Origin of the sequence: Streptomyces odontomachicola (assembly GCF_039605595.1) — a bacterium.
Lineage (GTDB): Bacteria > Actinomycetota > Actinomycetes > Streptomycetales > Streptomycetaceae > Streptomyces.
This window is the reverse complement of record NZ_JBCFOK010000004.1, coordinates 61113-83500: the sequence shown is the minus strand read 5'-3', so window position 1 is coordinate 83500 and position 22388 is coordinate 61113. Positions and strand designations below refer to the sequence as shown.

The following is a 22388-nucleotide window of genomic DNA, read 5'->3' as shown; positions in this document are numbered from 1 at the left end:
CCGGCGGCGTGGACGGAGGCGCCGTCGGCGGCGGCGTGGGGCCGGACGGCGTTGTGGCTCCGGGCGGCGGCGTGGCGGGCGGCAACGGCTGGGCCCTGACGCCCGGTTCGCCTCCGGGGCGGCGCGGCGGGAAGGAGGGGTACGGACCGCCGGGCGGCGCACCGTCGCCCCGCCGCGCCTCGTTCCCCTGCTGCGGTACGCGGGGCCGCGCCGGGGACTGGGGCTGGGACTGGTTCTGGGCCCCGGACTGCTGCGCGGGCTGCGGCGGTGCGGGGCGGCGCGGGTCCTGGGGCGGGCCGGGCGTGCCGTACGCGGGGGTCTTCCGTTCCGCCTCGCGCGGCGCGGAGGACGTACGCGACGTGCTCGACGCACGCGAAGCTTGCCCGGAATGAGGCGGGTTGGGGTCCTGTCCACCCTGCGGGGAAGCGGGGGGCTGCGCGCCGGAGTCCGCGCCCCGGTCCTTGTCCGTGCCCGTGGCGTGCGGCATGGGAGGGGTGGGGCCTTCTTTCCTGGGGGCGGTGGACGGGGCGTCCTGCCGCGCGGGTTTCTCGGCGGGGGCCTCGGAGGAATCGGGCGCATCCGAGGACTTCGGCGACTTCGAGGACTTCGGCGACTTCGGAGAATCCGCGGGCTCCGGAGCGGAGCCGGTGCTCTCGCCCTCACCGGAGCCGGAGCCAGAGCCGGAGGCGCCACTCGTGGCGGAAGCCGCAGACGCGCCCGAACCCCTCGCAGCACCCCGCGTGTTCGAGTCGCCCCCACCCGTGGCGGGCGGGCGCGAAGGGAGCGGCGGCGCCGCGGGGCGGGGAGGGTGGGCCGGTGGCGGGGGCACATGCGTGCGGTCGGCGTCAGTGCTCATCCGCGCCCCTCCCCCGCGCAGGGCCACCCCACACGAATGCCTTACGGGGCAGGCCGGTTCGTATCGGACAAACACGCCGCCGGCCGGTCGCACAGCGTGCGGCGTCACTCTACGGTGCGAACGGCCCCGCACGGCAACCCGAGCGAATCCCCCGCCCGAATCCCCCGCCGGAGAGTCCGCGGCGAAGGGGTGTGCCGGTGAGCGGGGGTCTGGCAAGCTGCCGACGTGTTCGACTCCAGCATCGATCTCGCCGCCGACCGGGCCCGTTACGACCGGGCCACCGCCCATGCCGAGGCGCCGCTCGCCGTGGTGGACCTCGCCGCCTTCGACGCCAACGCGGACGCCGTGGTGCGCCGCGCGGGCGGCAAGCCGGTGCGGATCGCCTCCAAGTCGGTGCGCTGCCGCGCCCTGCTGGAGCGCGCGCTGGCGCGGCCCGGCTTCAACGGGGTGATGAGCTACACGCTCGCCGAGTCGCTGTGGCTCGCGCGCTGCGGGGTGGAGGACGTGCTGCTCGCGTACCCGTCGGCCGACCGCTCCTCGTACGCGGAGCTGGCCTCTGACCCCAAGCTGGCCCGCGCGGTGACCGTGATGGTGGACGATCCCGCGCAGCTCGCGCTGATCGACGCGGCGCGCGACGGCGGCACCGAGGAGATCAGGGTGTGCCTGGAGCTGGACACCTCGCTGCGGCTGCTGGGCGGCCGCGTACGCATCGGTGCCCGGCGGTCCCCGCTGCACTCCCCCGCGCAGGTCGCCGAGATGGCCAGGTCGGTGGCGCGCAGGCCGGGGTTCCGGCTGGTGGGGCTGATGGCGTACGAGGCCCATGTGGCCGGTGTGGGCGACGCGGTGCCCGGCAGCCCGCTCAGGTCGGGCGGCGTGCGGCTGATGCAGGCGGCGGCGCGGCGCGAACTGGCGGCGCGGCGGGCCTCCGTGGTGCGCGCGGTGCGGCAGGTGGCCCCCGACCTGGAGTTCGTGAACGGGGGCGGCACAGGGAGCGTGCAGCACACGGCGGCCGAGGAGGCGGTGACCGAAGTGGCGGCGGGCTCCGGGCTGTTCGTGCCGCACCTCTTCGACAACTACCGCTCGTTCACGTCCCGTCCGGCCGCGCTCTTCGCGCTGCCCGTGGTGCGCCGGCCCGGCGTGGGCGTGGTCACGGTGCTCGGCGGCGGCTATCCGGCCTCGGGTGCGGCGGGGCGCGACCGGCTGCCGCGCCCGTATCTGCCGGCGGGTCTGAGGTTCGATCCGCAGGAGGGCGCGGGCGAGGTGCAGACCCCGCTGCTGGGCCCTCCGGCCGACGACCTGCTCGTGGGCGACAAGGTGTGGTTCCGCCACGCGAAGGCGGGCGAACTGTGCGAGCGCTTCGCGCAGTTGCGGCTCGTCGAGGACGACAGGGTGACCGGCACGGTGCCGACGTACCGGGGCGAAGGGCACACCTTCCTCTAGCCGCGCCGGACCCGTACCGCCTCACGGCGAGGGCCTGCGGCGACCCCCTCACAGCAACAGCAGCAGCGTGCCCACCAGGATGGCCGCGGCGAGGATGGCCGCTCCGGCGATCCCCGCCACCCTGGGCCCCCGCACCCCGGCGGGTGTGCGCGTGTGCACCGACCAGGCGGCGCCGTCCCACCAGCGCTGACTGCCGGGGGCGCCGGGGTCGGGGTACCAGCCGGGCGGCGGGGGCATGCTCATGCAGGGGAGCGTACGGGACCCCTCGGAGGTCAGCCGTGGACGGTGTCCTTCTGGTCCCGGACGACCGAGCCGTCAGCGCGGTGCATCGGCTGCTCCGAACCGTCGGGAGCCGTCCAGCCCTTGGTGGCGCAGGGGTAGCTGCCCTTCATGCGGGGCTTGGGCTCGATGAACATCGGGTTGACCACCCAGCGGCCGTCGGCGTTGTCGTACGCGCGGCACATCAGCTCGGTCTCGTTGCGGTTGAGCACCTCGTGCGCGCCGGTCGCGTCGGAGACGAAGGTGACGTCGGTGTCCGCGTCGCCGCCGCCGATCGCGATGCGGTGCGCGGGGTCCTGCTTCTTCCAGGCGTCGGCGCCGTGGATGCCGAAGACGTCCTCGTTGAGGCGGCAGCGCTTGCCGTCCCGGTACGGGATGGCCTCGCCCTGGCCGTCCGCCACGTCGCCGCAGCCCTGCGTGCGGGTGGTCATGCGGCCCTGCTTGTCCGTGATGCTGCGGATGGCGAGGGTGTGGTCGCGGTCGAAGCCGAGGGCCGGGGACCATGCCTCGGTGACCGGCTCGGAGCCGGCGGAGACGATGTAGACGTCGAAGCCTGCCGCGCGCAGGGTGCGCACGAGGTCCTTCTGCTGCTCGTAGTAGCGCACGTACGCGGGCACGGTGTGGGTGCCGACCTTGCGCTTGCTGCCGATGGGGGCCTTCAGCGCCTCGGTGCGCGCGATCGAGGCGTACGTACGGACCTCGTCCTCGGTGTGGCCCGCGAAAAGCTGGGGAATCCAGGCGTATTCGGGCACCGTGCGGCGGTGGTTCCACTCGCCCTCGAAGGCGTCGTCGCCCGCCATGGTCTTGGCCTCGCTGCGGATCTCCATGATCTCGTCGGTGCAGCGGGTGTTGTCCGAGGTGTTCAGCGGCTCGCCCACGGGGACGTCGGTGCCGCACGCCTTGGTGAGGGCGCGGGCCGCGTCCTTGGTCATCCACTTGCTGGTCTTCTGCCAGTGGGCCGGGCGGAGGATCTTGTCGTGCCGGAGCGCCCAGGTCAGGGTGGCGTCGGTGATGTCGTTCTTGGTCATCGTGTTGTCCCAGTCGAACGCGGCGACCGGGCGGTCCTCGCCCCGCGAGAAGGAGTGCGAGCACGTGCCGCGCTCGTCGATGACGCGCTGGAGCCTGTCGCGGTTGTCGCCGTGCCACTTCAGGTGGTGCGAGAGCTGGGGGCAGTGGGCGTCGTGCGCGGGGGCCCGGTCCTGCGCGGGCTGACCCGCGGCGACAGCGGTGCCCGGGGCCAGCGCCGCGGCGGCGGCCAGCGCGGTGACGAGGGCGGTTCTGCTGCGCATGGAGGTCCTCTCTCCTGGCGGATCACGTGCGAGGGGCCGGCGCCGCGTGCGGCACCGGCCCATACATGTTTGTACATGTGCACGCTACAACGCGGTAGGTGTGGGCTACAGCGGTGTCACGTACGCGTTCGCGATGCCGCCGTCGACCAGGAACTCGGAGGCGTTCACGAACGACGCGTCGTCGCTGGCCAGGAACGCGACAGCGGCCGCGATCTCCTCGGGCTCGGCGAAGCGGCCCACCGGCACGTGCACCAGGCGGCGCTGGGCACGCTCCGGGTCCTTGGCGAACAGCTCCTTGAGCAGCGGGGTGTTGACCGGGCCCGGGCACAGCGCGTTGACCCTGATCCCCTCGCGCGCGAACTGCACGCCCAGCTCCCGCGACATCGCCAGCACCCCGCCCTTGGACGCGGTGTAGCTGATCTGCGAGGTGGCCGCGCCCATCACGGCCACGAAGGACGCGGTGTTGATGATCGAGCCGCGGCCCTGCTCCCGCATGTACGGGAGCGCGGCCTTGCAGCACAGGTAGACCGAGCTGAGGTTGACCCGCTGCACCCGGTCCCAGGCGTCGATCCCGGTGTCCAGGATGGAGTCGTCGTCGGGCGGCGAGATTCCCGCGTTGTTGAAGGCCACGTCCACCGAGCCGTACGTCTCGTACGCCGTGCGGAACAGGGCCTCGACCTGCTCCTTGTCGGTCACGTCCGTCTCCACGAACAGGCCGCCCGTTTCCTCTGCGGCGGCCTTTCCGCGCTCGGTGTCCACGTCGGCGCAGACCACGTTCGCGCCCTCGGAGGCGAGGCGGCGGGCCGCGGCGAGCCCGATGCCGCTGCCCGCGCCGGTGATCACGGCGGTGCGTCCGGGGAGGCGGCGGCAGATGACGTCCTGCGGGGTGCTGGTCACGGCTGCTCCTCTGTGCTGGCGGTGCTGGGTGCGGTGCTGTTCGGCGCTTCGGTGCTGATGAACACGTTCTTGGTCTCGGTGAAGGCGGAGAGCGCGTCCGGGCCCAGTTCGCGGCCGAGGCCGGACTGCTTGTAGCCGCCGAACGGGGTCGAATAGCGCACGCTGGCATGGGAGTTGACGGACAGGTTGCCCGCCGCGACGGCCTGCGCGACGCGCAGCGCGCGCCCCGAGTCGCGGGTCCAGAGCGATCCGGAGAGCCCGTAGTCGGTGGCGTTCGCGAGCCGTACGGCCTCCTCCTCGTCCTCGAAGGGCAGGACCACGGCCACAGGGCCGAAGATCTCCTGCACGGCGGCGCGGTCGTCCGGCTTGCCCTCCAGCACGGTGGCCGGATACCAGTACCCGGGCCCCTCGGGAACGGTCCCGCGCAGCAGCGCCGGAGCGTCCTCGGTCACGAATCCCCGTACCCGCTCCCGCTGCTGGGCCGAGATCAGCGGCCCCATGGCGGTGTCCTCGTCGGCCGGGTCGCCGGCGCGGAAGGCGTGCAGCGCGGGCTCCAGCAGCTCCAGGAAGCGGTCGTAGGCGGAGCGCTGCACCAGGATGCGGCTGCGCGCGCAGCAGTCCTGGCCCGTGTTGTCGAGGAAGGAGGCGGGCGCCTGGGCCGCGGCGAGCTCCAGGTCGGCGTCGGCGAAGACGATGTTGGGGCTCTTGCCGCCGAGTTCGAGGGTCACCCGCTTCACGGTGTCGGCGCAGCGGGCCATGATCTGCTTGCCCACGGCGGTCGAACCGGTGAAGACGACCTTGGCGACGCCGGGGTGGTCCACCAGCGCGGCGCCGGCCACCGGGCCCTCCCCCGGCAGCACCTGGAACAGGCCCTCGGGCAGGCCCGCCTCCCGCCCCAGTTCGGCGAGGCGGAGCGCGGTGAGCGGGGTGGTCTCGGCGGGCTTGAGGAGTACGGCGTTGCCCGCGGCGAGTGCGGGGGCGGTGCCCCATGCGGAGATCGGCATGGGGAAGTTCCACGGCGCGATGACCGCGACGACGCCGAGGGGTTCGGCGAAGGTGAGGTTCACGCCGCCGGCGACCGGGATCTGGCTGCCGGTCAGCCGCTCGACGCCGCCCGCCGCGTACTCCAGCAGGTCGCGCGCGTTGGCGGCCTCGCCCCGCGCGTTGCCGACGGGGTGGCCCGCCTCGCGGACCTCCAACTGGGCGAGCTCTTCCAGGTGTTGGTCCACCGCGTCCGCGAAGCGGCGCAGCAGCCGCGCACGGTCGGCGGGCGCGAGCGCGGCCCACTCGCGCTGGGCGGCCGCTGCCCGTACGACGGCGGCGTCCACCTCGGCGGGGGTCGCGGCGGGGACGGTGGTGATCAGTTCCTCGGTGGCCGGGTTGACGACGGGGAGCCCGGCGGGCTCCCGTTCGGCGTGCGGGTGCGGCAAGGGATGTCCTCGTTCGCTCGGTACGGGGCGTTGTGCGGGGAGAGCGCGCCTCTACATGCGCTCGAAGGACCGGAAGCGCTCCCAGTCCGTCACGGCGGTGTCGTACGCCTGCTGCTCGATGCGCGCCATGTTGCCGTAGTGCGCGACGACCTCCTCGCCGAAGGCTTCGCGGGCCAGGGCGCTGCGCTCCCACAGCTCAGCCGCGTCCCGCAGGCTGCCCGGTACGTGGGCGGCCTCGCCGGTGTAGGCGTTGCCGGTACACGCCTCGGGCAGCTCCAACTCGCGCTCGATCCCGTGCAGTCCGGCGGCGATCATTCCGGCGACGGCGAGGTAGGGGTTGACGTCGCCGCCCGGTACGCGGTTCTCCAGGCGGTGCGCGGGGCCGTGGCCGACGACGCGGTAGGCGCAGGTGCGGTTGTCCGGGCCCCAGGCGACCGCGGTGGGCGCGAAGGAGCCCGGCTGGAAGCGCTTGTAGGAGTTGATGTTCGGCGCGTACAGGAGGGTGAGTTCGCGCAGCGCGGCGAGCTGTCCGGCCAGGAAGTGCCGCATCAGCGGGGACATGCCGTACGGGTCCTCGTGGCCCTCGTCGGCCAGCACCGGGCGGCCCGCCTCGTCCCGCAGCGAGAGGTGGATGTGGCAGGAGTTGCCCTCCCGCTCGTCGTACTTGGACATGAAGGTGAGCGCCCTGCCCTCCTGGGAGGCGATCTCCTTCGCGCCGTTCTTGTAGACGACGTGCTGGTCGCAGGTGGTGAGCGCGTCGTCGTAGCGGAACGCGATCTCCTGCTGCCCGAGGTTGCACTCGCCCTTGGCCGACTCGACCGTCATGCCGGCCGCGCCCATCTCGTTGCGGATGCGGCGCAGCAGGGGCTCGACGCGGCCGGTGCCGAGGATGGAGTAGTCGGTGTTGTACTGGTTCACCGGTGTCAGCGCCCGGTAGCCGCCGTCCCAGGCCTGTTCGTAGGTGTCCTGGAAGACCATGAACTCCAGCTCGGTGCCCGCGTACGCGCTCCAGCCGCGCTCGGCGAGGCGGCCGAGCTGGCGCTGCAGTATCTGCCGGGGCGAGGCGGCGACCGGCGAGCCGTCGTGCCAGGCCAGGTCGGCGTTGAGCATCGCGGTACCCGGGTTCCACGGGACGCGGCGCAGGGTGCCGGGGTCGCCGTGCATGGCGAAGTCCCCGTAGCCGCGCTCCCAGGAGGACATCTCGTAGCCGCCGACGGTGTTCAGTTCGACGTCGACGGCGAGCAGGTAGTTGCAGCCCTCCGCACCGCCGTCCAGTACCTCGTCGAGGAAGAAGGGCGCGGCGAACCGCTTTCCCTGGAGGCGGCCCTGCATGTCGGTGAAGGCGAGCACAACGGTGTCGATCTCGCCCGCGTCGACGAGTCTGCGCAGTTCGTCGACGGAGAGCGGGGGCGTGCGGTCTGCCACGGTAGGTCTCCTGCCTCCTGTCGGTCCGCGGGAAGCCATAAGGTAGTCCCGCGAACCATTGGCAGGGAAGGGCGCGCGCAGAATGCGCCGGAAGAGGGCCGGATGCGGGCTGCCGGAGGGCCGGATGCGCGCCGGACACGGGCCGGAAGAGGGTGTGATGAGCGACAACCGCAGCGACTACCGCGCGGCGGACGACGACCGCGTCGCCACGGTGCTGCGCCCGGTGCACGCGGGCAACGGCTTCGAGCAGGCGCTGGAGCAGATACTCCGGGTCATCCGGCTGGGCCTCGTACCGGTCGGCGAGCGCCTGCCGTCCGAGCGGGAGCTGTCCGAGCGGCTGGGCATCAGCCGGGTGACGCTGCGCGAGGTGCTCAAGGTGCTCACCGAGCAGGGCCTGGTGGAGAGCCGCCGCGGGCGGTACGGGGGCACCTTCGTACGGAGCGCCGTGGCGGGCGATCCGGTGGCCGCCGACGAGGTGGAGGACGCGCTGCGGTTCCGCGAGGTGCTGGAGGCCGGCGCGGCCGAACTGGTCGCGGCGCGCGGCCTGTCCGACGACGAGGCCAAGCGGCTGCGGGCCGCGCTGGACGCCACCGGCGACGCGGCGCCTGACGACTACCGGCGGCACGACACGCTCTTCCACCTCGCGCTGGTGGAGCTCGCCGGTTCGCCCTCGCTGACCGAGCAGTACGCCTCCGTACGGGCCCGGGTGAACGATCTCCTGGGCCGCATCCCGCTGCTCGTGCGGAATCTGGAGCACGCGCAGGCGCAGCACTCCGCGCTGGTCGACGCGGTGCTGGAGGGCGACCCCGAGGGCGCGCGGAAGCTGATGAGGGAGCACTGCGCGGGGACGGCGGCGCTGCTGCGGGGGTTCCTGACCTGAGCGCGGGAAGCGCGGCGGCCGCCCTCCGCGTAACGGCCCTTTTACGTCGCGGGGGTTGCGCGGGCACGTGCGGCGGCACAAAGGTATGGCGGCACACCAATGCCCCCTGGCAGGAGTGGCCATGACAGAAAAGACCGATGCGGCGCGAGGCGGCTCCCCCTCCCCCTCCGCCCCTTCCTCCGACGACGCGTATCTGGAGCGGCGCACGCTGCGCCGGGGCAGCGCGGGCTGGCTGCTGCTGACCGGGCTCGGGGTGGCGTACGTCGTCTCGGGCGACTACGCGGGCTGGAACTTCGGCCTCGCACAAGGGGGGTTCGGCGGGCTGGCGATCGCCACCGTGCTGATGGGCACGATGTACGCCTGCCTGGTCTTCTCGCTGGCCGAGCTCTCCTCCGTACTCCCCACGGCCGGCGGCGGCTACGGCTTCGCGCGGCGCGCGCTGGGCACCTGGGGCGGCTTCCTGACGGGGACCGCGATCCTGATCGAGTACGTCCTCGCGCCCGCCGCGATCTCCGTCTTCATCGGCGGGTACGTGGAATCCCTCGGCCTGTTCGGGCTGGAGTCCGGCTGGCCGGTCTACCTGGCCTGCTTCGTGGTCTTCATCGGCATCCATCTGTGGGGCGTGGGCGAGGCGCTGCGGTTCAGCTTCGTGGTGACGGGGATCGCGGTGGCGGCGCTGCTGGTGTTCGCGGTGGGCGCGCTGAGCTCCTTCGATCCGGGGTCGCTCACCGATGTGCCGGTGGACCGGGGCGCGTTCGGGTCCTCCTCCTGGCTTCCCCTGGGCCTGCTGGGGATCTGGGCGGCGTTCCCGTTCGGCATGTGGTTCTTCCTCGGGGTGGAGGGGGTGCCGCTGGCGGCCGAGGAGACCCGCGATCCGGCGCGGACGCTGCCGCGCGCGATGGCGTTGGCCATCGGGATCCTGGTGCTGCTGGCCCTGCTGACGCTGCTGCCCGCGGCGGGGGCCGGCGGCGCGAGCGCGATCAAGGACGCGGACAATCCGCTGGTCGCGGCGTTGCAGGCGGCCTCGGGCGGGCATCCGACGACGCTCAGCAGGATCGTCAACTACGCGGGCCTGGCCGGGCTCGTGGCCTCCTTCTTCTCCCTGATCTTCGCCGGTTCGCGGCAGCTCTTCGCGCTCTCCCGGGCCGGCTATCTGCCCCGCTTCCTCTCCCTCACCAGCCGCCGGAAGGCGCCGTACCTGGGGCTGCTGGTGCCGGGCGCGCTCGGCTTCACGCTGGCCGCCGCGTCCGGGGACGGGGCGCGGATGCTGAACATCGCGGTGTTCGGCGCGTCCATCTCGTACGTGCTGATGTCGCTCTCGCACATCGTGCTGCGCCGCCGCGAACCGGGGCTGCACCGGCCGTACCGTACGCCGGGCGGCGTGCTGACCTCCTCGGTCGCGTTCGTGCTCGCGTGCGCGGCGGTGGTCGCGACCTTCCTGGTCGACCCGGTGGCGGCGGGCATCGCGCTGGGGTTGTACGTGGTGGCGGTCGGCTACTTCGCGCTCTACAGCAGGCACCGGCTGGTGGCGGCGGCGCCGGAGGAGGAGTTCGCCGCGCTGGCCGAGGCGGAGGCGGAGCTGGAACGTGAGTGAGAGGCAGGGCGCTGTGGGCAAGCCGTTGATCGGTGTGAGCACGTATCTGGAGGACAGCGCGCGGTGGGGTGTGTGGGACCTGCCCGCCGCGCTGCTGCCCGCCGGGTATCACCAACTGGTGCAGCGGGCGGGCGGGTTGGCAGCGCTGCTGCCGCCGGACGCGCCGGAGGAGGCGTCCGCGGCGGTCTCGCGCGTCGACGGGCTGGTCATCGCGGGCGGCCCCGATGTGGATCCGGCGTGTTACGGGGCCGAGCGCGCCCCCGAGACGGGACCGCCGGCGCCGGCCCGCGACGCGTGGGAACTGGCGCTGATCGACGCGGCGCTGCGGCGGGGAGTGCCGGTGCTGGGGATCTGTCGCGGGATGCAGTTGCTCAATGTGGCGCGGGGTGGGTCGCTGGTGCAGCACCTCGCTTCGGTGGACGAACACCGCGGTACGCCGGGGGTGTTCGCGTCCCATGTGGTGAAGCCGGTCCCCGGCACGCGCCTCGCCTCGATTCTGTCGGACCCGCTTCCCGTTCCCACCTTCCACCACCAGGCGGTGGACAAGGTCGGCCACGACCTGCGGGTATGCGCGTACGCGGAGGACGGCACGGTGGAGGGCGTCGAGGCGGAGGGCGCCGCTTTCGTGTTGGGCGTCGAATGGCACCCGGAGGCGGGCGAGGACTTGCGCGTGATGCGAGCGCTGGTAGAGGCCGCCGCCAGCTAGCCTCCACCAAGGTGTGGGCGCTGCGCGCCGCGCCGCCTCCCCCCCACTCCGGTGTGGGCGTGCGTTCCTCCCCCAGCTACCGCTGGGAGGTGCCCCCTGGGGCGGAACGGGCGGGCACACCGGAACCGCCAGCCGCGAGGCCCCCGCAACCCCGCACCCAAGTCCTGCGCTCGCCGCGAGCGTTCACGGGGCTGCGCCCCGAACCCCCGTTTGCAGCGTGGTTGCGCAGGAGCAGGGGGCGCGAGTCCAGTTGAGCCCACCCTCCCCCAAGCTCTCCGGCTCCGCTCCGAGCAGGGAGGTACCCCCTCGCCCCGACGGAACAACTGCCCACAACCTCGCGGGGCGGCAGGAGCACGCCGGTCGGGATGCTCGCTCGACGCGAGGCCGACGGAAGCGCTCCGCGGTCAGCCAGAGAGCTCGCCGGACTTCACACCGGCGATGAAGCCCGCGAACGAGCCGGCGGGAAAGGCCAGGACGGGACCCGCCGGGACCTTGCTGTCACGGACCGGGACGACACCTGTCGCCGCGGCCGACGCAGGCGACCACTCCAGACAGTTGCCGCCCTCCGCGCTGCTGTAGCTCGACTTGACCCACTGGGTCGGCCCGGTCTTCACGACAGTGTCTCCATCTGCTCAACGATCAGGCGCGCGCTCTCCCTTGGGGAAAGTACGGACGGAAGCGCTCCGTGGTCAGCCGGAGAGCCTGCCGGACCTCACACCGGCGATGAAGCCCGCGAACGAGCCGGCGGGAAAGGCCAGGACGGGACCCGCCGGGACCTTGCTGTCACGGACCGGGACGACACCTGTCGCCGCGGCCGACGCAGGCGACCACTCCAGACAGTTGCCGCCGTCTTGGCTGCTGTAGGTCGACTTGACCCAGGAGTGGTCTGCGGGCGGGGTCACTATGCCTCCATGAGCTCTCTGATCATCTGGGCGGACGCGTCACGCGACAGCGCGGAAGCCGTGAGGACATCGTAAGACCGCGACAAGTGCCGGACGTCTGCCGGTTCTTCGATGATGGCACCAGACCGGACCCCCTCGGTGTAGACGACCGTAGCGCCGTCCGCAGTGGTCAGGATCGACATGGCGCCGTCCATGAGCCCGTGGGTGCCCGCTGACAACGGCAGGACCTGGAGAACCGTGGTCGGCCTGGCGGTGTGTTCCAAGAGCGACGCCAACTGCTCTCGCATGACCGCTTCGTCTCCCACCTTCCGGCGGATGACCGACTCGCAGACGATCACAGAAGTGTCCGGCGGCGAGCCGCCCTCGAGCATCTTCTGCCGCGCCATGCGGTTTCCGACCCTGGTGGCCAGCTCCTTGTCGCTGGCTCGCGGGTCGCCCTCGCGGAAGAGGGCCCAAGCGTAGGCCGGAGTCTGGAGCAAGCCCGGTACGACCGTGGGAGACCACTCCGCGATCGCGACTGCCCGGGGCTCGAGTTCGATCCGCCGCCGTGCGTGCGCGGGGAAGGACTGGGCGGTGATCTCCGCATGCAGCCGCTTGAACTTCCCGTCCGTTGCGAAGACTTGGTCCAGAAGCGGAGGGAGCGCCGGAGGAATCGGGCCCTCGCACCGCTCCACCCTCGAGATCGTGCTCTTCGAAGTCCGCGTCATCCGGGCCAGGTCGCCCTGCGTCAGCGCCCTCTCCGGATACAGCTCGCGGGCGCTCCTGCACTCCTCCGCGAACCGGCGGCGCGGGTCCTCCTCGTCTTCCGGAACACCGCTGCCTCCCACCTCTGCGCTCACAACTCCCCCTGCCCGCGCGCCTGGTCACGCGTCGTGACACGTCCGTTTTTAGCGGTCAGCGGCCCGTGCATATGCCACCAGGCCCAAATCCCAGGTTGGGCGCCAAAACGCTCCCAAGCGTAGCGAGCCATGCCCCACCCTTGTGACCAGTCGACCGCACAGCGTGAGCGCGCGGTCGCGACTGCCCGGCGCACGCCGGAGGGAACGAGACCCAACGAGCAGCGGGAGATGGAGACATGAGCGATCCGGCCGAGGCCAACGCGACGCAGGCGAACGAGACAGAGGCGGACGAGGCCATGAACGAGCTTGGCAGCGCCCTGCGCCTGAACGGCATCACCTTGCCGAGCATGCGGGTATGCCCGACCGTGCTCACCGGCTCTCCGCCGCTGGTGGACATCGGCTCGGTGAACATCGAGACGGTACGGAGACTGACCGAGGCACTGCGCGAAGCGGCTGGTGGTGGCCGTGCTGCCGGCGCGTGAGCTGCTGCCGGTGAAGGGCTGCGACGTCTGTCTGCGGCTGGCCCTGGACCTGGCCGACGCCAAGGCCGCCATGAACGGCGGCCGGGTGGCCGACATCGCGCCGCGATTCCGGAGACACCTCAAGGAGCCGCACGAGGCCACCTGACCTGACGGACAAGGACGAGCCGGTCAGTGTGCCCTGGTCAGGCTCAGCAAATCGCGGGCCGGCCCCGCAGGCCGGTGGGCGTGGGGCCACACCGCGCGGAGCTCGCGGTGCAAGGGAGCCGAGGCCAGGGGGACCTCCAGGAGGCGGCGGGCCGAGAGCTCCTCGCTCACCGCCAGCTCGCTCAAGACCGCAGGACCCGCCCCGCTCACCACCGACGCCTTCACCGCCGTCGTGGACGACAGCTCGAGAAGGGGCGGCGCCAAAGCCCCGTAAGCGGCCTCCAAGACCTGCCGCGTACCCGACCCCTCCTCGCGCAGGATCAGCGGCGTACCGGCGACCTCCTCGGCGGAGAGCGGCGCGCGCCGCCGCGCCCACGGATGACCCGGCGCGACCACCAGCAGCAGCCGGTCGTGTGCGACGACCACGCCATCCAGGCCGGACGGCGTGTCCAGGCCCTCGACGAAACCGAGGTCGGCCTCCCGCGCGCGCAGCCGCTCGGCGACCTCGGCCGAGTTGCCGGCCAGCAACTGCACGGCGGTGCCCGGACGTTCGGAGCGCAGCGCGATCAGCCACCCCGGCAGCAGGTACTCGGCGATCGTCAGGCTCGCCGCCACCCGCAGCCGCGAGTCGCGGCGGTCGCGCAGCGCGCTCGCCCCCGCGTCGAACGCCTCGGCCGCCTCCACCACGCGCCGCGCCCAGTCCGCGACCAGCGCGCCGGGCTCGGTCAGCCGGGAGCCGCGCGGCGAACGGTCCAGCAGCGCCACGCCCAACTGCCGCTCCATCGACCGCACCCGCCCGCTGGCCGCGGGCTGGGTGATGCCCAGTTCGCGCGCGGCCCGCCCGAGGCTGCCCAACCGCGCGACGGCCAGCAGCAGTTCGAGCCCGGCGAGGTCCGGCACCCGGTCGGCCAGTCGCGGCACGGGCCCGCCGTTCGCGCCGCCGTCTCCCACACCGCTCACCCCGCGCTCACCCACTCTGCTCGTCGGCCACCAGCACATGATCGGCGATGCCGACGATCAGCACCCTGGTACCGGGCTCCAGCGCGCGCCAGCGGTGCTCGACGCCGCCCGCGCAGTAGAGGGTGTCGCCGCGTTCGAGCCGGTACACGGAGTCGCCGGCCTCCACCTCGGCCGCGCCGTCGGCCACGTACATGACCTCGTCGTTCGGATGCCGGTAGACGCGCTGCCCGTCGTGCGCGCCGGTGAACTCCAGCGCGTGGAGCTGGTGCCGGCCGCGCACCAACGGCCGCATCCGCCCCTCAGCGGGCCCCTCAGCCGACGCGTCGCCGTCCCTCTCCTCCACCGCTGCGGAATCCGCCCGTACGACGTCGACCGGGCGCGGTCCGGCCGAGGCCGCGAGGAGCTGGACGGCCGTGGTCTCCAGCGCGTCCGCGATGCGCTGGAGCGAGCTCATGCTCGGGCGGGCGCGGCCGTTCTCGACCTGGCTGAGGAAGGGCACGGAGAGGCCCGAGCGCGCGGCCACCGAGGCGAGGGTCAGCTCCAGGGCGCGGCGCCTGCGCCGGATGCCGGGCCCGACGGCGGGCGCGTCCCCGTCCTGCGGCTGACCCACTTCGCTCTCCCTGTGCGTGCGGTGACCGGCGTCGGCTTCATGAGCTCTTAACAGTTCAGCCGTGGTCCCGAGCCTATCGCGGTGCTTAAGGTCTTCGACGTCATCAAAGAAAGTTTGACAACGACAGCAACAACGACAGCGACAGCCAGTGACGGGAGCAGCAGCACATGGGAGCCGTGGACCAGAATCTCCGCCGACGCCGGGGCACGGGACTGATCGCGCTGGACGAGGACGCCTCGTACGGCGGCTACACCCTCTTCGCGCCGCTGACCGGCACCGGCGAGGTGTATCTGACCGACATACGCGGCGAGGTCGTGCACGAGTGGCACTTCCCCGTCCGCCCCGGCAGGCACGCGCGCATCCTGCCCAACGGCAACCTCGCCTACAACGGCGTACTGCCCGACGAGCCCGCGCTGTTCCCCATGTGGCACAAGTACCGCGGCGGGATCATGCAGGAGGTCACGGCCGACGGCGAGGTCGTGCGCGAGCACCGGGACAGGTGGCAGCACCACGACGCCAACCACCTGGGGGACGGGCGGATCCTGTACGCCGCGCTGGAGCCGCTGACCGGGGCCGACGCCGCTGCCGTACGAGGCGGGGTGCCGGGCTCGGAGCCGGACGGGACGGTGTGGGCGGACACCATCAAGGAGGTGGACGCGGACGGCCGCACGACCTGGGAGTGGCGGGTGGCCGAGCACCTGGACCGGGGCGGGTTCCCGCTGCACCCGGACTACTCGCGCGAGCACTATCCGCTGGTCAACTCCGTCGCCGAGCTGCGCGACGGGAACATCCTCGCCAGCCTGCGCAGCGCCTCGGCTGTGATCGTCATCAGCCGGGAGACGGGCGAGGTGGTCTGGCGTACGGAGCCCGGCACCGTCTCCCAGCAGCACCACCCCACCGAGCTGGAGAACGGCAACTTCCTGGTCTTCGACAACGGCGTCTTCCGGCCGGGCTGGGACGTCCCGTTCTCGCGCGTGATCGAGGTCGAGCGGGCGAGCGGGAAGATCGCGTGGGAGTACCACGACCCGGCGCGCGAGGCGTTCTTCGCGCCGTTCATGGGCAGCGCGCAGCGCCTGCCGAACGGCAACACGCTGGTAACCGACTCCCCCGCAGGGCGGCTCTTCGAGATCACCGCGGACGGCTATCTGTGCTGGGAGTACGTGGTCCCCTACTTCGGCGGCTACCGCGAGGCCGAGGTGCGCAGGCTCTTCCCCGCCGAGCCGAACGCGGTCTTCCGCGCCTACCGCTACTCCGCCGCCGAGCTCCCCTGGCTGGACACCTCCGGCACGTCAGGACCGCCCCGCGTCGTGCGCATACCGAAGGGATGACCCCGGCATGCCGTCCTCTCCCACCCCGGCGCCCTCCGCCGAGCCGGGCGCTGAAAGCCCAACCGCCGCCCCCGTACCACCCGTCGACCAGCGGCTCCCCCTCGTACGCCTCCTGCCGCTGGCCTTCCAGCACCTGCTGGCCGGCGTCGCGGCGCCGGTGTCCTCCGTCGCGCTGATCTCCGCCACCCTGCGGCTGCCGCCCGGGCGCACGGCGGCCCTGCTCAGCGCGACGCTGGTGCTCTGCGGGCTGGGCGCGCTGCTCCAGTCGCTGGGCGTACGGGCGCTCCGGGTCGGTGCGCGGCTGCCGTTCCTGATGCTGCCCGGCGGCGCGGCGGTGGCCGTCTTCCTCCAGATCGCCGAGGCGCACGGAGCGGCGACGGCCTCCGGTTCGGTGCTGATCGCGGCGGTGTTCCTGCTGCTGGTGCTGCCGTTCTACGGGCGGCTGCTGCGCTTCTTCCCTCCGCTGGTCATGGGCACCACCGTGGTGCTGATCGGCGTCAACATGGTCAAGATCACGGTGCCGCTGCTGGCCACGGGCCCCGGGCTCGCGTTCGGCACGCTCGGCGTGACCGCGCTGTTCTTCCTCGTGCTGCGCGGCGTGTGGCGGCAGATGTCGGTGCTGTTCGGAATGGCGGGCGGCACGGCGCTGGCGGCGCTGAGCGGCACGGGCTTCGACATGCGGGGCGGCGAAGGTGCGGGGCTGCCCGCCGTCTTCCCGTACGGGACCCCGCACTTCGACCTGCTGGCCGCGGTCCCCCTGCTCGTGTTCGCGCTCGCCTCGCTGGCCGAGGCGACCGGGCAGACGGTGCTCAACAGCGAGGTGGTGGGCCGCACTCCTGATCCGGTACGCGATGTGCCCCGCACCGCGCGGGCCGACGCCGTCCTCTCGCTCGGCGCCGGCGTGTTCGGCACCTCCCTCATGGTGACCAGCGCGGAGAACATCGGGATCGTCCAACTGACGCGGGTGCGCTCCCGGTTCGTGACCGCGGGCGCCGGGGCGCTGCTGATCGTGTGCGGGCTGCTCACGCCGCTGACCCGGGCGCTGGCCGCGATACCCGAGCCGGTGGTGGGCGCCGCGGGGCTCGTCATCTACGCGGTGATCGCGGTCATGGGCATCGGCATGCTGAGCCGCGTGGACCTGCGCGCGGGCTCCAACGGCACGGTGGTCGCGCTGGCGCTCTGCGCGGGGCTGCTGCCGATCATGGCGCCGACGATGTACGCGGGCCTGCCCTCCTGGGCGGGGACCCTGTTCGGCAGCGGGGTGGCCTCGGGGGCGCTGGCGGCGGTCGTGCTGGCGGCGCTCTTCGGCAGGTTCGGTCCGCGCCCTGACCCGGACGACAGTCCGGCCCCTGAACCCGCTCGCGCCTCCCCCACCAGCGCCGATGCCGACACCCCACCCCATAAGCCCGCCCTATGAGCACATAGCGCGGTGGTCCCTGGCAGCGCGCCCGTACGCGGGCGAAGGTGCTGCACATGACGACCGCAGCACCTTCCGCCTCCGGGCCCTCGGCTTCCGCGCCTCCGACGTCCTCGACATCCCGTACCGACGCGTCCTCCGCACCGCTCCCCCGGGGCCTGCCCCGGCTCTCGGTGCGGGACCTCGGGCCCAACTGGTACGCCGCCGTGATGGGCACCGCGATCCTCGCCACCGGGGGCAGCGCCCTCCCGCTGCCGATACCCGCGCCCGTGCTCACCGCCGTCTGGGCCCTGTCGGCCGCGCTGCTCGCGGTGCTGGGCGCGGCCCGTACGGCGCACTGGTTCCGGCACACCGACCGGGCGCGGGAGCACCTGCTCGACCCGGCGGTGGCGCCCTTCTACGGGTGCCTGGCGATGGCCGAACTGGCCGTCGGCGGTGCCGCGTCGGCGGTCGGCGTGCCGGGGGCAGTCGTGATCGACGCGGTGCTGTGGGCGCTGGGCACCGCGACCGGCGTGCTGGCCGCGACCGCCGTGCCCTTCCTGATGGTGGCCCGGCACCGCGTCGAACCGGGCACGGCCTCGCCTGTGTGGCTGCTGCCGGTGGTCGCGCCCATGGTGTCGGCTGCGGTCGGCGCCCCGCTGATCCCCCATCTGCCCGCGGGCCAGGCGCGGCTGGCGATGGAGCTGGGCTGCCTGGCGCTGTTCGGCATGAGCCTGCTGGCGACGCTGCTCGTGCTGCCGCCGGTGTTCACCTCCCTGGTGCACAACGGCCCGCCCGCGACCGCCCTCACGCCCACGCTGTTCCTGGTCCTGGGCCCGCTCGGCCAGTCGACCACGGCGCTCGGCAACCTCGCGGACGCGGCGCCGGGCACCTTCGCCTCGGCCTCCGTGCTGTACGGGGTGCCGGTGCTGGGCTTCGCGCTCCTGTGGCTGGCGCTGGCCGCGGCCCTGGTGGTGCGGGCGCGGGCCCAGGGGATGAGGTTCGCGATGACGTGGTGGGCGTTCACCTTCCCCATCGGCACGTGCGTGACCGGCGCCGCAACGCTCGGGCGGCACACCGGGCTTGAGGCACTGGGCTGGCTCGCGGTGCTGCTCTACGCGCTGCTGGCCGTCGCGTGGCTGTCGGCGGCCGCCGGCACCGTGCGCGGGCTGTTCAGCGGAGCGCTGCTCGCAGCGCCGCGCACAGCTGCTGCGGCGCGGAGCTGAGCGAGGGCCCGTACCAGGTCAGATGGCGGCCGCTGAGCAGCGCTGCGGGCAGCCCGGGGAACGCCTCGGGGCCGTCGTCCTGCGTGAAGCGGTACGGCTCGTCGGGCAGCGCCACCAGATCGGCGCGGCCCGGCGCGGCCAGCTCCTCCAAGGGGATGCGCGGATACCGCTCGGCATGCTCCTCGTACACATTGCGCACCCCGAGGTGGGCGAGCACGGCCCCCGCGAACGTGTCGCGGCCCAGCACCATCCACGGCCTGCGCCAGATCGGCACGACGGCCCGCACGTCGAACTCGGCCCGCGCATCGCGCCACGCGTCCTCGGCCTCGTCCAGCCAGGCGGGGCGCGGGAGCCCGCAGCCACTGGTCAGCATCCTGTCGAGTTCGGTGAACGCCTCGGGCAGCGAGCGGATCTGCGTGACCAGCACCTCGGCCCCGGAGGCGCGCAGGGCCTCCAGGTCGGCCGGGCGGTTCTCCTCCTCGTTGGCCAGCACCAGGTCGGGGGCGAGCGCCGCGATCCGCTCCAGGTCCGGATTCTTGGTGCCGCGTACGCGGGCGACGTCGAGGTCCGCGGGGTGGCTGCACCAGTCCGTGGCCCCGACGAGCAGTCCGGGCGCGGTGGCGGCGACGGCCTCGGTGAGCGAGGGAACGAGGGACACAACGCGCTGTACGGTGCCGGTGGTTGGCATACCGGCACCGTACATCGGCTCAGAAAGTCGTGTGGCGGTCGTCGTGGAACATAACTCCCCCGAGTTGAATTGACGAATGATTTCCGCATGCCGCCGCCGCGCGGCGGAAGAGAAATAGAGCACCCCGAAAGCAGGCGTCTGGAGCCCGCTCACTCCCAGGTCAGAGCGCTTCGACCTCGTTGAATCCCATGGAAACCCCCGTTCTCGCCGCCCGCCTCCCCGTACCGGGCGGCGCGTTTTCCTGCACGTTCTAAAAGGTACGGGCGGCATGTGTGCGCCGTCATCCGAATTTCCGCGCGGGGAAATGGAGTTGCCCGCTTCCGCCCTGCTCAGGCGCGCTCGGGTGTTGCGGCGGGCGCCCCGTGTCGGGCTAGGGTGGCCGACGCAGCCGGTTCGCCCCGCCCGCCAGGCGGGGGGACGCAAGAGGGAATCCGGTGGGAAACCGGAACTGCCCCGCAGCGGTGAGCGGGAACGACCGCCGTCAAAGGCACTGGGCGCACGGCGCCCGGGAAGCGACGGCCAGTAGGAGCCCGGTGGCAGCAGCCACGAGGGCGTGCCCGCGAGTCCGAATACCTGCCGCTGCCCGTGCGTCCGCAGCCTGGCGGCCGTGCGGCTCATCGACGAGGACTCGCGAAGGAGAGTTCCGTGACCGACGTACGCACGTCACGTGTGTCCCGGGTGCACGCCACCTCGCACGGCTATCCGCGGCAGGGCGCACACCGCCGGCTCAAGAAGGCCGTCGAGGGCTACTGGCACGGCGACGTCTCCCGACCCCAGCTCCTGGAGGCCGCGGCCGAGCTGCGCGCCGAGGCCCGCGCCGAACAGGCCGCTGCGGGCATCGAGGAGATCCCCACGGGCCACTTCTCGCTCTACGACCACGTGCTGGACACCGCGTGGATGACCGGCGCGATCCCGGAGCGGCACCGCAAGGCCACCGAGGGGCTCGGCGAGCTGGACGCGTACTTCGCGATGGCCCGCGGCACGGCCGAGGCCGAACCACTGGAGATGACCAAGTGGTTCGACACCAACTACCACTACCTGGTCCCTGAGTTGAGCGCGGACAGCACCTTCGCGCCGGACTCGCGCAAGCAGGCGCAGGAGTTCACCGAGGCACGCCGCGAGGGGCGCGGCGCGCGGCCCGTCCTCCTCGGCCCGGTCACCTTCCTCCTGCTGTCCAAGCCCGCCCCGGGCACCGACCCCGACTTCGACCCGCTGACGCTGCTGGACCGGCTGCTCCCGGTGTACGCCTCCGTGCTGGCCGACCTGCGCGCGGCCGGCGCCGGATGGGTGCAGCTCGATGAGCCCGCGCTGGTGCAGGAGCAGCCCGAGGCGGTGCTCAACGCCGCGTCCCGCGCCTACCGGGAGCTGTGCGCCGCGGCCGACCGCCCGAAGCTGCTGGTCGCCTCGTACTTCGACCGGCTCGGCGACGCACTGCGGGTGCTCGCGGACTCCCCCGTCGAGGGCCTGGCCATGGACTTCACAGGTCCCGCAGCCGCCAACCTGGAGGCGCTGGCGCACACCGGCGGGCTGCCGGGCCGGCGCCTGATCGCCGGGGTGGTCGACGGGCGCAACGTGTGGGCGGCCGATCTGGAACGGCTCACCGGCCAGTTGGCCACCCTGCTGGGCCTCGCAGGGCAGCTCGACGTGGCCCCGTCCTGCTCGCTGCTGCACGTGCCGCTCGACGTGACCCTGGAGCGTGATCTGGACCCGCAGGTGGCGCGCTGGCTGGCCTTCGCGCGCCAGAAGTGCGCCGAAGTCGCCCTGCTCGCCAAGGCGTTGACCGAGGGCCGCGGCGCGGTGAGCGGGGAGCTCTCGGCGCGCAGGGCGGCGCTGTCCTCCCGCGCCGGCTCCTCCCTCGTACGCGATGCCGCGGTACGCGCCCGTACGGAGGCCGTGACCGGCGAGGACTCCCGCCGGGCGCAGTCGTACCCGGAGCGGGCAGCCGCGCAGCGTGCCCGGCTGCGGCTGCCGCCGCTGCCGACGACCACGATCGGCTCGTTCCCGCAGACCGGCTCGCTGCGGCGGGCGCGCGCGGGGCTGCGCAAGGGCGAGCTGACGCGGGCCGAGTACGACGCGCGGATCGCCGAGGAGATCCGCGAGGTGATCTCCGTGCAGGAGGACGCGGGCCTGGACGTGCTGGTGCACGGGGAGCCCGAGCGCAACGACATGGTGCAGTTCTTCGCGGAACGGCTCTCGGGCTATCTGGCCACGCAGCACGGCTGGGTGCAGTCGTACGGCACGCGTTACGTCCGCCCGCCCATCCTCGCGGGCGACGTCTCGCGGCCCGGGCCGATGACGCTGGAGTGGACCCGCTTCGCGCAGTCCCTCACCGACAAGCCGGTGAAGGGCATGCTGACCGGCCCGGTGACGATGCTGTCCTGGTCCTTCGTGCGCGACGACCAGCCGCTCGCGGAGACGGCGCGGCAGGTGGCGCTCGCGCTGCGGGACGAGGTCGCCGACCTGGAGGCGGCGGGCACGGCCGTGATCCAGGTGGACGAGCCGGCGCTGCGGGAGCTGCTGCCGCTGCGCGCCGCGGCCAGGCCCGCCTATCTGGAGTGGGCCACCGAGGCGTTCCGGCTGGCCACTTCGGGCGTCCGCGCCGACACCCAGATCCACACGCACATGTGCTACGCGGAGTTCGGCGAGATCCTCGGCGGGATCGAGGCGCTGGACGCCGACGTGATCAGCCTGGAGGCGGCGCGCTCGCACATGGCCGTCGCCGCCGAGCTGTCGGAGTCCGGCTATCCGCGGGAGGCCGGGCCCGGCGTGTACGACATCCACTCGCCCCGTGTACCGGGCACGGAGGAGATTGCCGGGCTGCTGCGCCGGGCACTCGCCGCCGTACCGCGGGACCGGCTGTGGGTGAACCCGGACTGCGGTTTGAAGACCCGCTCCACGGAGCAGGTCGAAGAAGCGCTGTCCCACATGACGGAGGCGGCCAGGGCGGTGAGGGCCGGCCTCGACTGACGCAACGCCCACGCGCACGGACTCCCCGGGCGTCGCGAACACCCCCTGGC

The 22388-nt window shown here is 72.9% G+C and carries 22 protein-coding genes and 1 riboswitch; of the genes, 11 read left to right on the top strand and 11 right to left on the bottom strand.

The annotated features are described in order from the left end of the window. Positions 1-8: 8 nt before the first annotated feature. Together ABEE00_RS08120 and ABEE00_RS08115 are read left to right on the top strand one after the other, a co-directional pair. Positions 9-392, top strand: coding sequence for a hypothetical protein (locus tag ABEE00_RS08120; RefSeq protein WP_345744610.1), 384 nt, complete (start codon positions 9-11; stop codon positions 390-392). 689 nt (positions 393-1081) lie between these two features. Continuing rightward, positions 1082-2296 carry an amino acid deaminase/aldolase gene (locus ABEE00_RS08115; protein WP_345744609.1) on the top strand — a complete coding sequence of 405 codons (1215 nt, stop codon included), beginning with the start codon at positions 1082-1084 and terminating at the stop codon, positions 2294-2296. A 48-nt stretch (positions 2297-2344) separates the two neighbouring features. Here ABEE00_RS08115 and ABEE00_RS08110 read toward each other — a convergent pair whose 3' ends face one another. The 5 genes from ABEE00_RS08110 to ABEE00_RS08090 all read right to left on the bottom strand — a co-directional run bounded on the left by ABEE00_RS08110 (position 2345) and on the right by ABEE00_RS08090 (position 7616). Beyond that, entirely contained in the window at positions 2345-2539 is a 195-nt protein-coding gene (locus ABEE00_RS08110; RefSeq protein ID WP_345744608.1) for a DUF2510 domain-containing protein, read from the bottom strand. 29 nt (positions 2540-2568) lie between these two features. Further along, the gene (locus ABEE00_RS08105; RefSeq protein ID WP_345744607.1) at positions 2569-3864 is read right to left on the bottom strand and encodes an HAD family hydrolase; all 1296 of its coding nucleotides are present in this window, start codon (positions 3862-3864) and stop codon (positions 2569-2571) included. A 105-nt stretch (positions 3865-3969) separates the two neighbouring features. Next, the gene (locus ABEE00_RS08100) at positions 3970-4761 is read right to left on the bottom strand and encodes a 3-oxoacyl-ACP reductase (protein ID WP_345744606.1); all 792 of its coding nucleotides are present in this window, start codon (positions 4759-4761) and stop codon (positions 3970-3972) included. Continuing rightward, positions 4758-6191, bottom strand: a complete 1434-nt coding sequence (locus tag ABEE00_RS08095; RefSeq protein WP_345744605.1) for an aldehyde dehydrogenase family protein — start codon at positions 6189-6191, stop codon at positions 4758-4760. The genes ABEE00_RS08100 and ABEE00_RS08095 overlap by 4 nt, the downstream gene beginning before the upstream one ends. A gap of 51 nt (positions 6192-6242) precedes the next feature. Beyond that, positions 6243-7616 (bottom strand): glutamine synthetase family protein, encoded by a 1374-nt coding sequence (locus tag ABEE00_RS08090; protein ID WP_345744604.1) that lies wholly within the window; start codon positions 7614-7616, stop codon positions 6243-6245. Positions 7617-7773: 157 nt separating this feature from the next. On the opposite strand from ABEE00_RS08090, the gene ABEE00_RS08085 reads away from it, so the two are divergent. The 3 genes from ABEE00_RS08085 (at position 7774) to ABEE00_RS08075 (ending at position 10796) form a co-directional block, all read left to right on the top strand. Further along, a complete protein-coding gene (locus tag ABEE00_RS08085; protein WP_345744603.1) occupies positions 7774-8496 on the top strand; it encodes a FadR/GntR family transcriptional regulator in 723 nt (240 codons plus the stop codon). Positions 8497-8617: 121 nt separating this feature from the next. Then, entirely contained in the window at positions 8618-10090 is a 1473-nt protein-coding gene (gene eat, locus ABEE00_RS08080; RefSeq protein WP_345744602.1) for an ethanolamine permease, read from the top strand. Then, positions 10083-10796: a gamma-glutamyl-gamma-aminobutyrate hydrolase family protein gene (locus tag ABEE00_RS08075; protein ID WP_345744601.1), complete on the top strand. Its 714-nt coding sequence runs from the start codon at positions 10083-10085 to the stop codon at positions 10794-10796. The genes eat and ABEE00_RS08075 overlap by 8 nt, the downstream gene beginning before the upstream one ends. A gap of 404 nt (positions 10797-11200) precedes the next feature. Here the strand turns inward: ABEE00_RS08075 and ABEE00_RS08070 are convergent, their stop codons facing one another. From ABEE00_RS08070 to ABEE00_RS08060, 3 genes are all read right to left on the bottom strand, one after another. Continuing rightward, positions 11201-11410: a DUF397 domain-containing protein gene (locus ABEE00_RS08070; RefSeq protein ID WP_345744600.1), complete on the bottom strand. Its 210-nt coding sequence runs from the start codon at positions 11408-11410 to the stop codon at positions 11201-11203. A gap of 75 nt (positions 11411-11485) precedes the next feature. After that, the gene (locus tag ABEE00_RS08065) at positions 11486-11698 is read right to left on the bottom strand and encodes a DUF397 domain-containing protein (RefSeq protein WP_345744599.1); all 213 of its coding nucleotides are present in this window, start codon (positions 11696-11698) and stop codon (positions 11486-11488) included. Continuing rightward, the gene (locus ABEE00_RS08060) at positions 11698-12537 is read right to left on the bottom strand and encodes a helix-turn-helix domain-containing protein (protein WP_345744598.1); all 840 of its coding nucleotides are present in this window, start codon (positions 12535-12537) and stop codon (positions 11698-11700) included. The genes ABEE00_RS08065 and ABEE00_RS08060 overlap by 1 nt, the downstream gene beginning before the upstream one ends. A gap of 236 nt (positions 12538-12773) precedes the next feature. Here ABEE00_RS08060 and ABEE00_RS08055 point away from each other — a divergent pair, with 236 nt between their 5' ends. Both ABEE00_RS08055 and ABEE00_RS08050 read left to right on the top strand, forming a co-directional pair. Further along, positions 12774-13019: a hypothetical protein gene (locus ABEE00_RS08055; protein WP_345744597.1), complete on the top strand. Its 246-nt coding sequence runs from the start codon at positions 12774-12776 to the stop codon at positions 13017-13019. Beyond that, complete coding sequence (locus tag ABEE00_RS08050; protein ID WP_345744596.1) at positions 13003-13164, top strand: hypothetical protein; 162 nt, start codon at positions 13003-13005, stop codon at positions 13162-13164. Before ABEE00_RS08055 ends, ABEE00_RS08050 begins: the two co-directional genes overlap by 17 nt. Positions 13165-13187: 23 nt before the next feature. Here ABEE00_RS08050 and ABEE00_RS08045 read toward each other — a convergent pair whose 3' ends face one another. Together ABEE00_RS08045 and ABEE00_RS08040 are read right to left on the bottom strand one after the other, a co-directional pair. Next, a complete protein-coding gene (locus tag ABEE00_RS08045; RefSeq protein ID WP_451918518.1) occupies positions 13188-14162 on the bottom strand; it encodes a LysR family transcriptional regulator in 975 nt (324 codons plus the stop codon). Next, positions 14131-14733, bottom strand: a complete 603-nt coding sequence (locus ABEE00_RS08040; RefSeq protein ID WP_345744594.1) for a helix-turn-helix domain-containing protein — start codon at positions 14731-14733, stop codon at positions 14131-14133. The genes ABEE00_RS08045 and ABEE00_RS08040 overlap by 32 nt, the downstream gene beginning before the upstream one ends. Before the next feature lie 167 nt (positions 14734-14900). On the opposite strand from ABEE00_RS08040, the gene ABEE00_RS08035 reads away from it, so the two are divergent. From ABEE00_RS08035 to ABEE00_RS08025, 3 genes are read left to right on the top strand one after another with little or no spacing between them, the layout of a single operon-like run. Then, a complete protein-coding gene (locus tag ABEE00_RS08035) occupies positions 14901-16061 on the top strand; it encodes an arylsulfotransferase family protein (protein ID WP_345744593.1) in 1161 nt (386 codons plus the stop codon). Between the two features lie 7 nt (positions 16062-16068). Beyond that, on the top strand, positions 16069-17478 hold the full coding sequence (locus ABEE00_RS08030; protein WP_345744592.1) for a uracil-xanthine permease family protein: 1410 nt from the start codon (positions 16069-16071) through the stop codon (positions 17476-17478). Positions 17479-17534: 56 nt separating this feature from the next. Beyond that, positions 17535-18683 carry an SLAC1 family transporter gene (locus tag ABEE00_RS08025; protein WP_345744591.1) on the top strand — a complete coding sequence of 383 codons (1149 nt, stop codon included), beginning with the start codon at positions 17535-17537 and terminating at the stop codon, positions 18681-18683. Here the strand turns inward: ABEE00_RS08025 and ABEE00_RS08020 are convergent. Next, positions 18631-19371: a helical backbone metal receptor gene (locus ABEE00_RS08020; RefSeq protein WP_345744590.1), complete on the bottom strand. Its 741-nt coding sequence runs from the start codon at positions 19369-19371 to the stop codon at positions 18631-18633. The two genes, ABEE00_RS08025 and ABEE00_RS08020, sit on opposite strands and share 53 nt — an antisense overlap. A gap of 371 nt (positions 19372-19742) precedes the next feature. Further along, a riboswitch (cobalamin riboswitch) is annotated at positions 19743-19966 on the top strand. A gap of 74 nt (positions 19967-20040) precedes the next feature. Between ABEE00_RS08020 and metE the strand changes: the two genes are divergently transcribed. Then, positions 20041-22338 carry a 5-methyltetrahydropteroyltriglutamate--homocysteine S-methyltransferase gene (gene metE, locus ABEE00_RS08015; protein WP_345744969.1) on the top strand — a complete coding sequence of 766 codons (2298 nt, stop codon included), beginning with the start codon at positions 20041-20043 and terminating at the stop codon, positions 22336-22338. Positions 22339-22388: the final 50 nt, after the last annotated feature.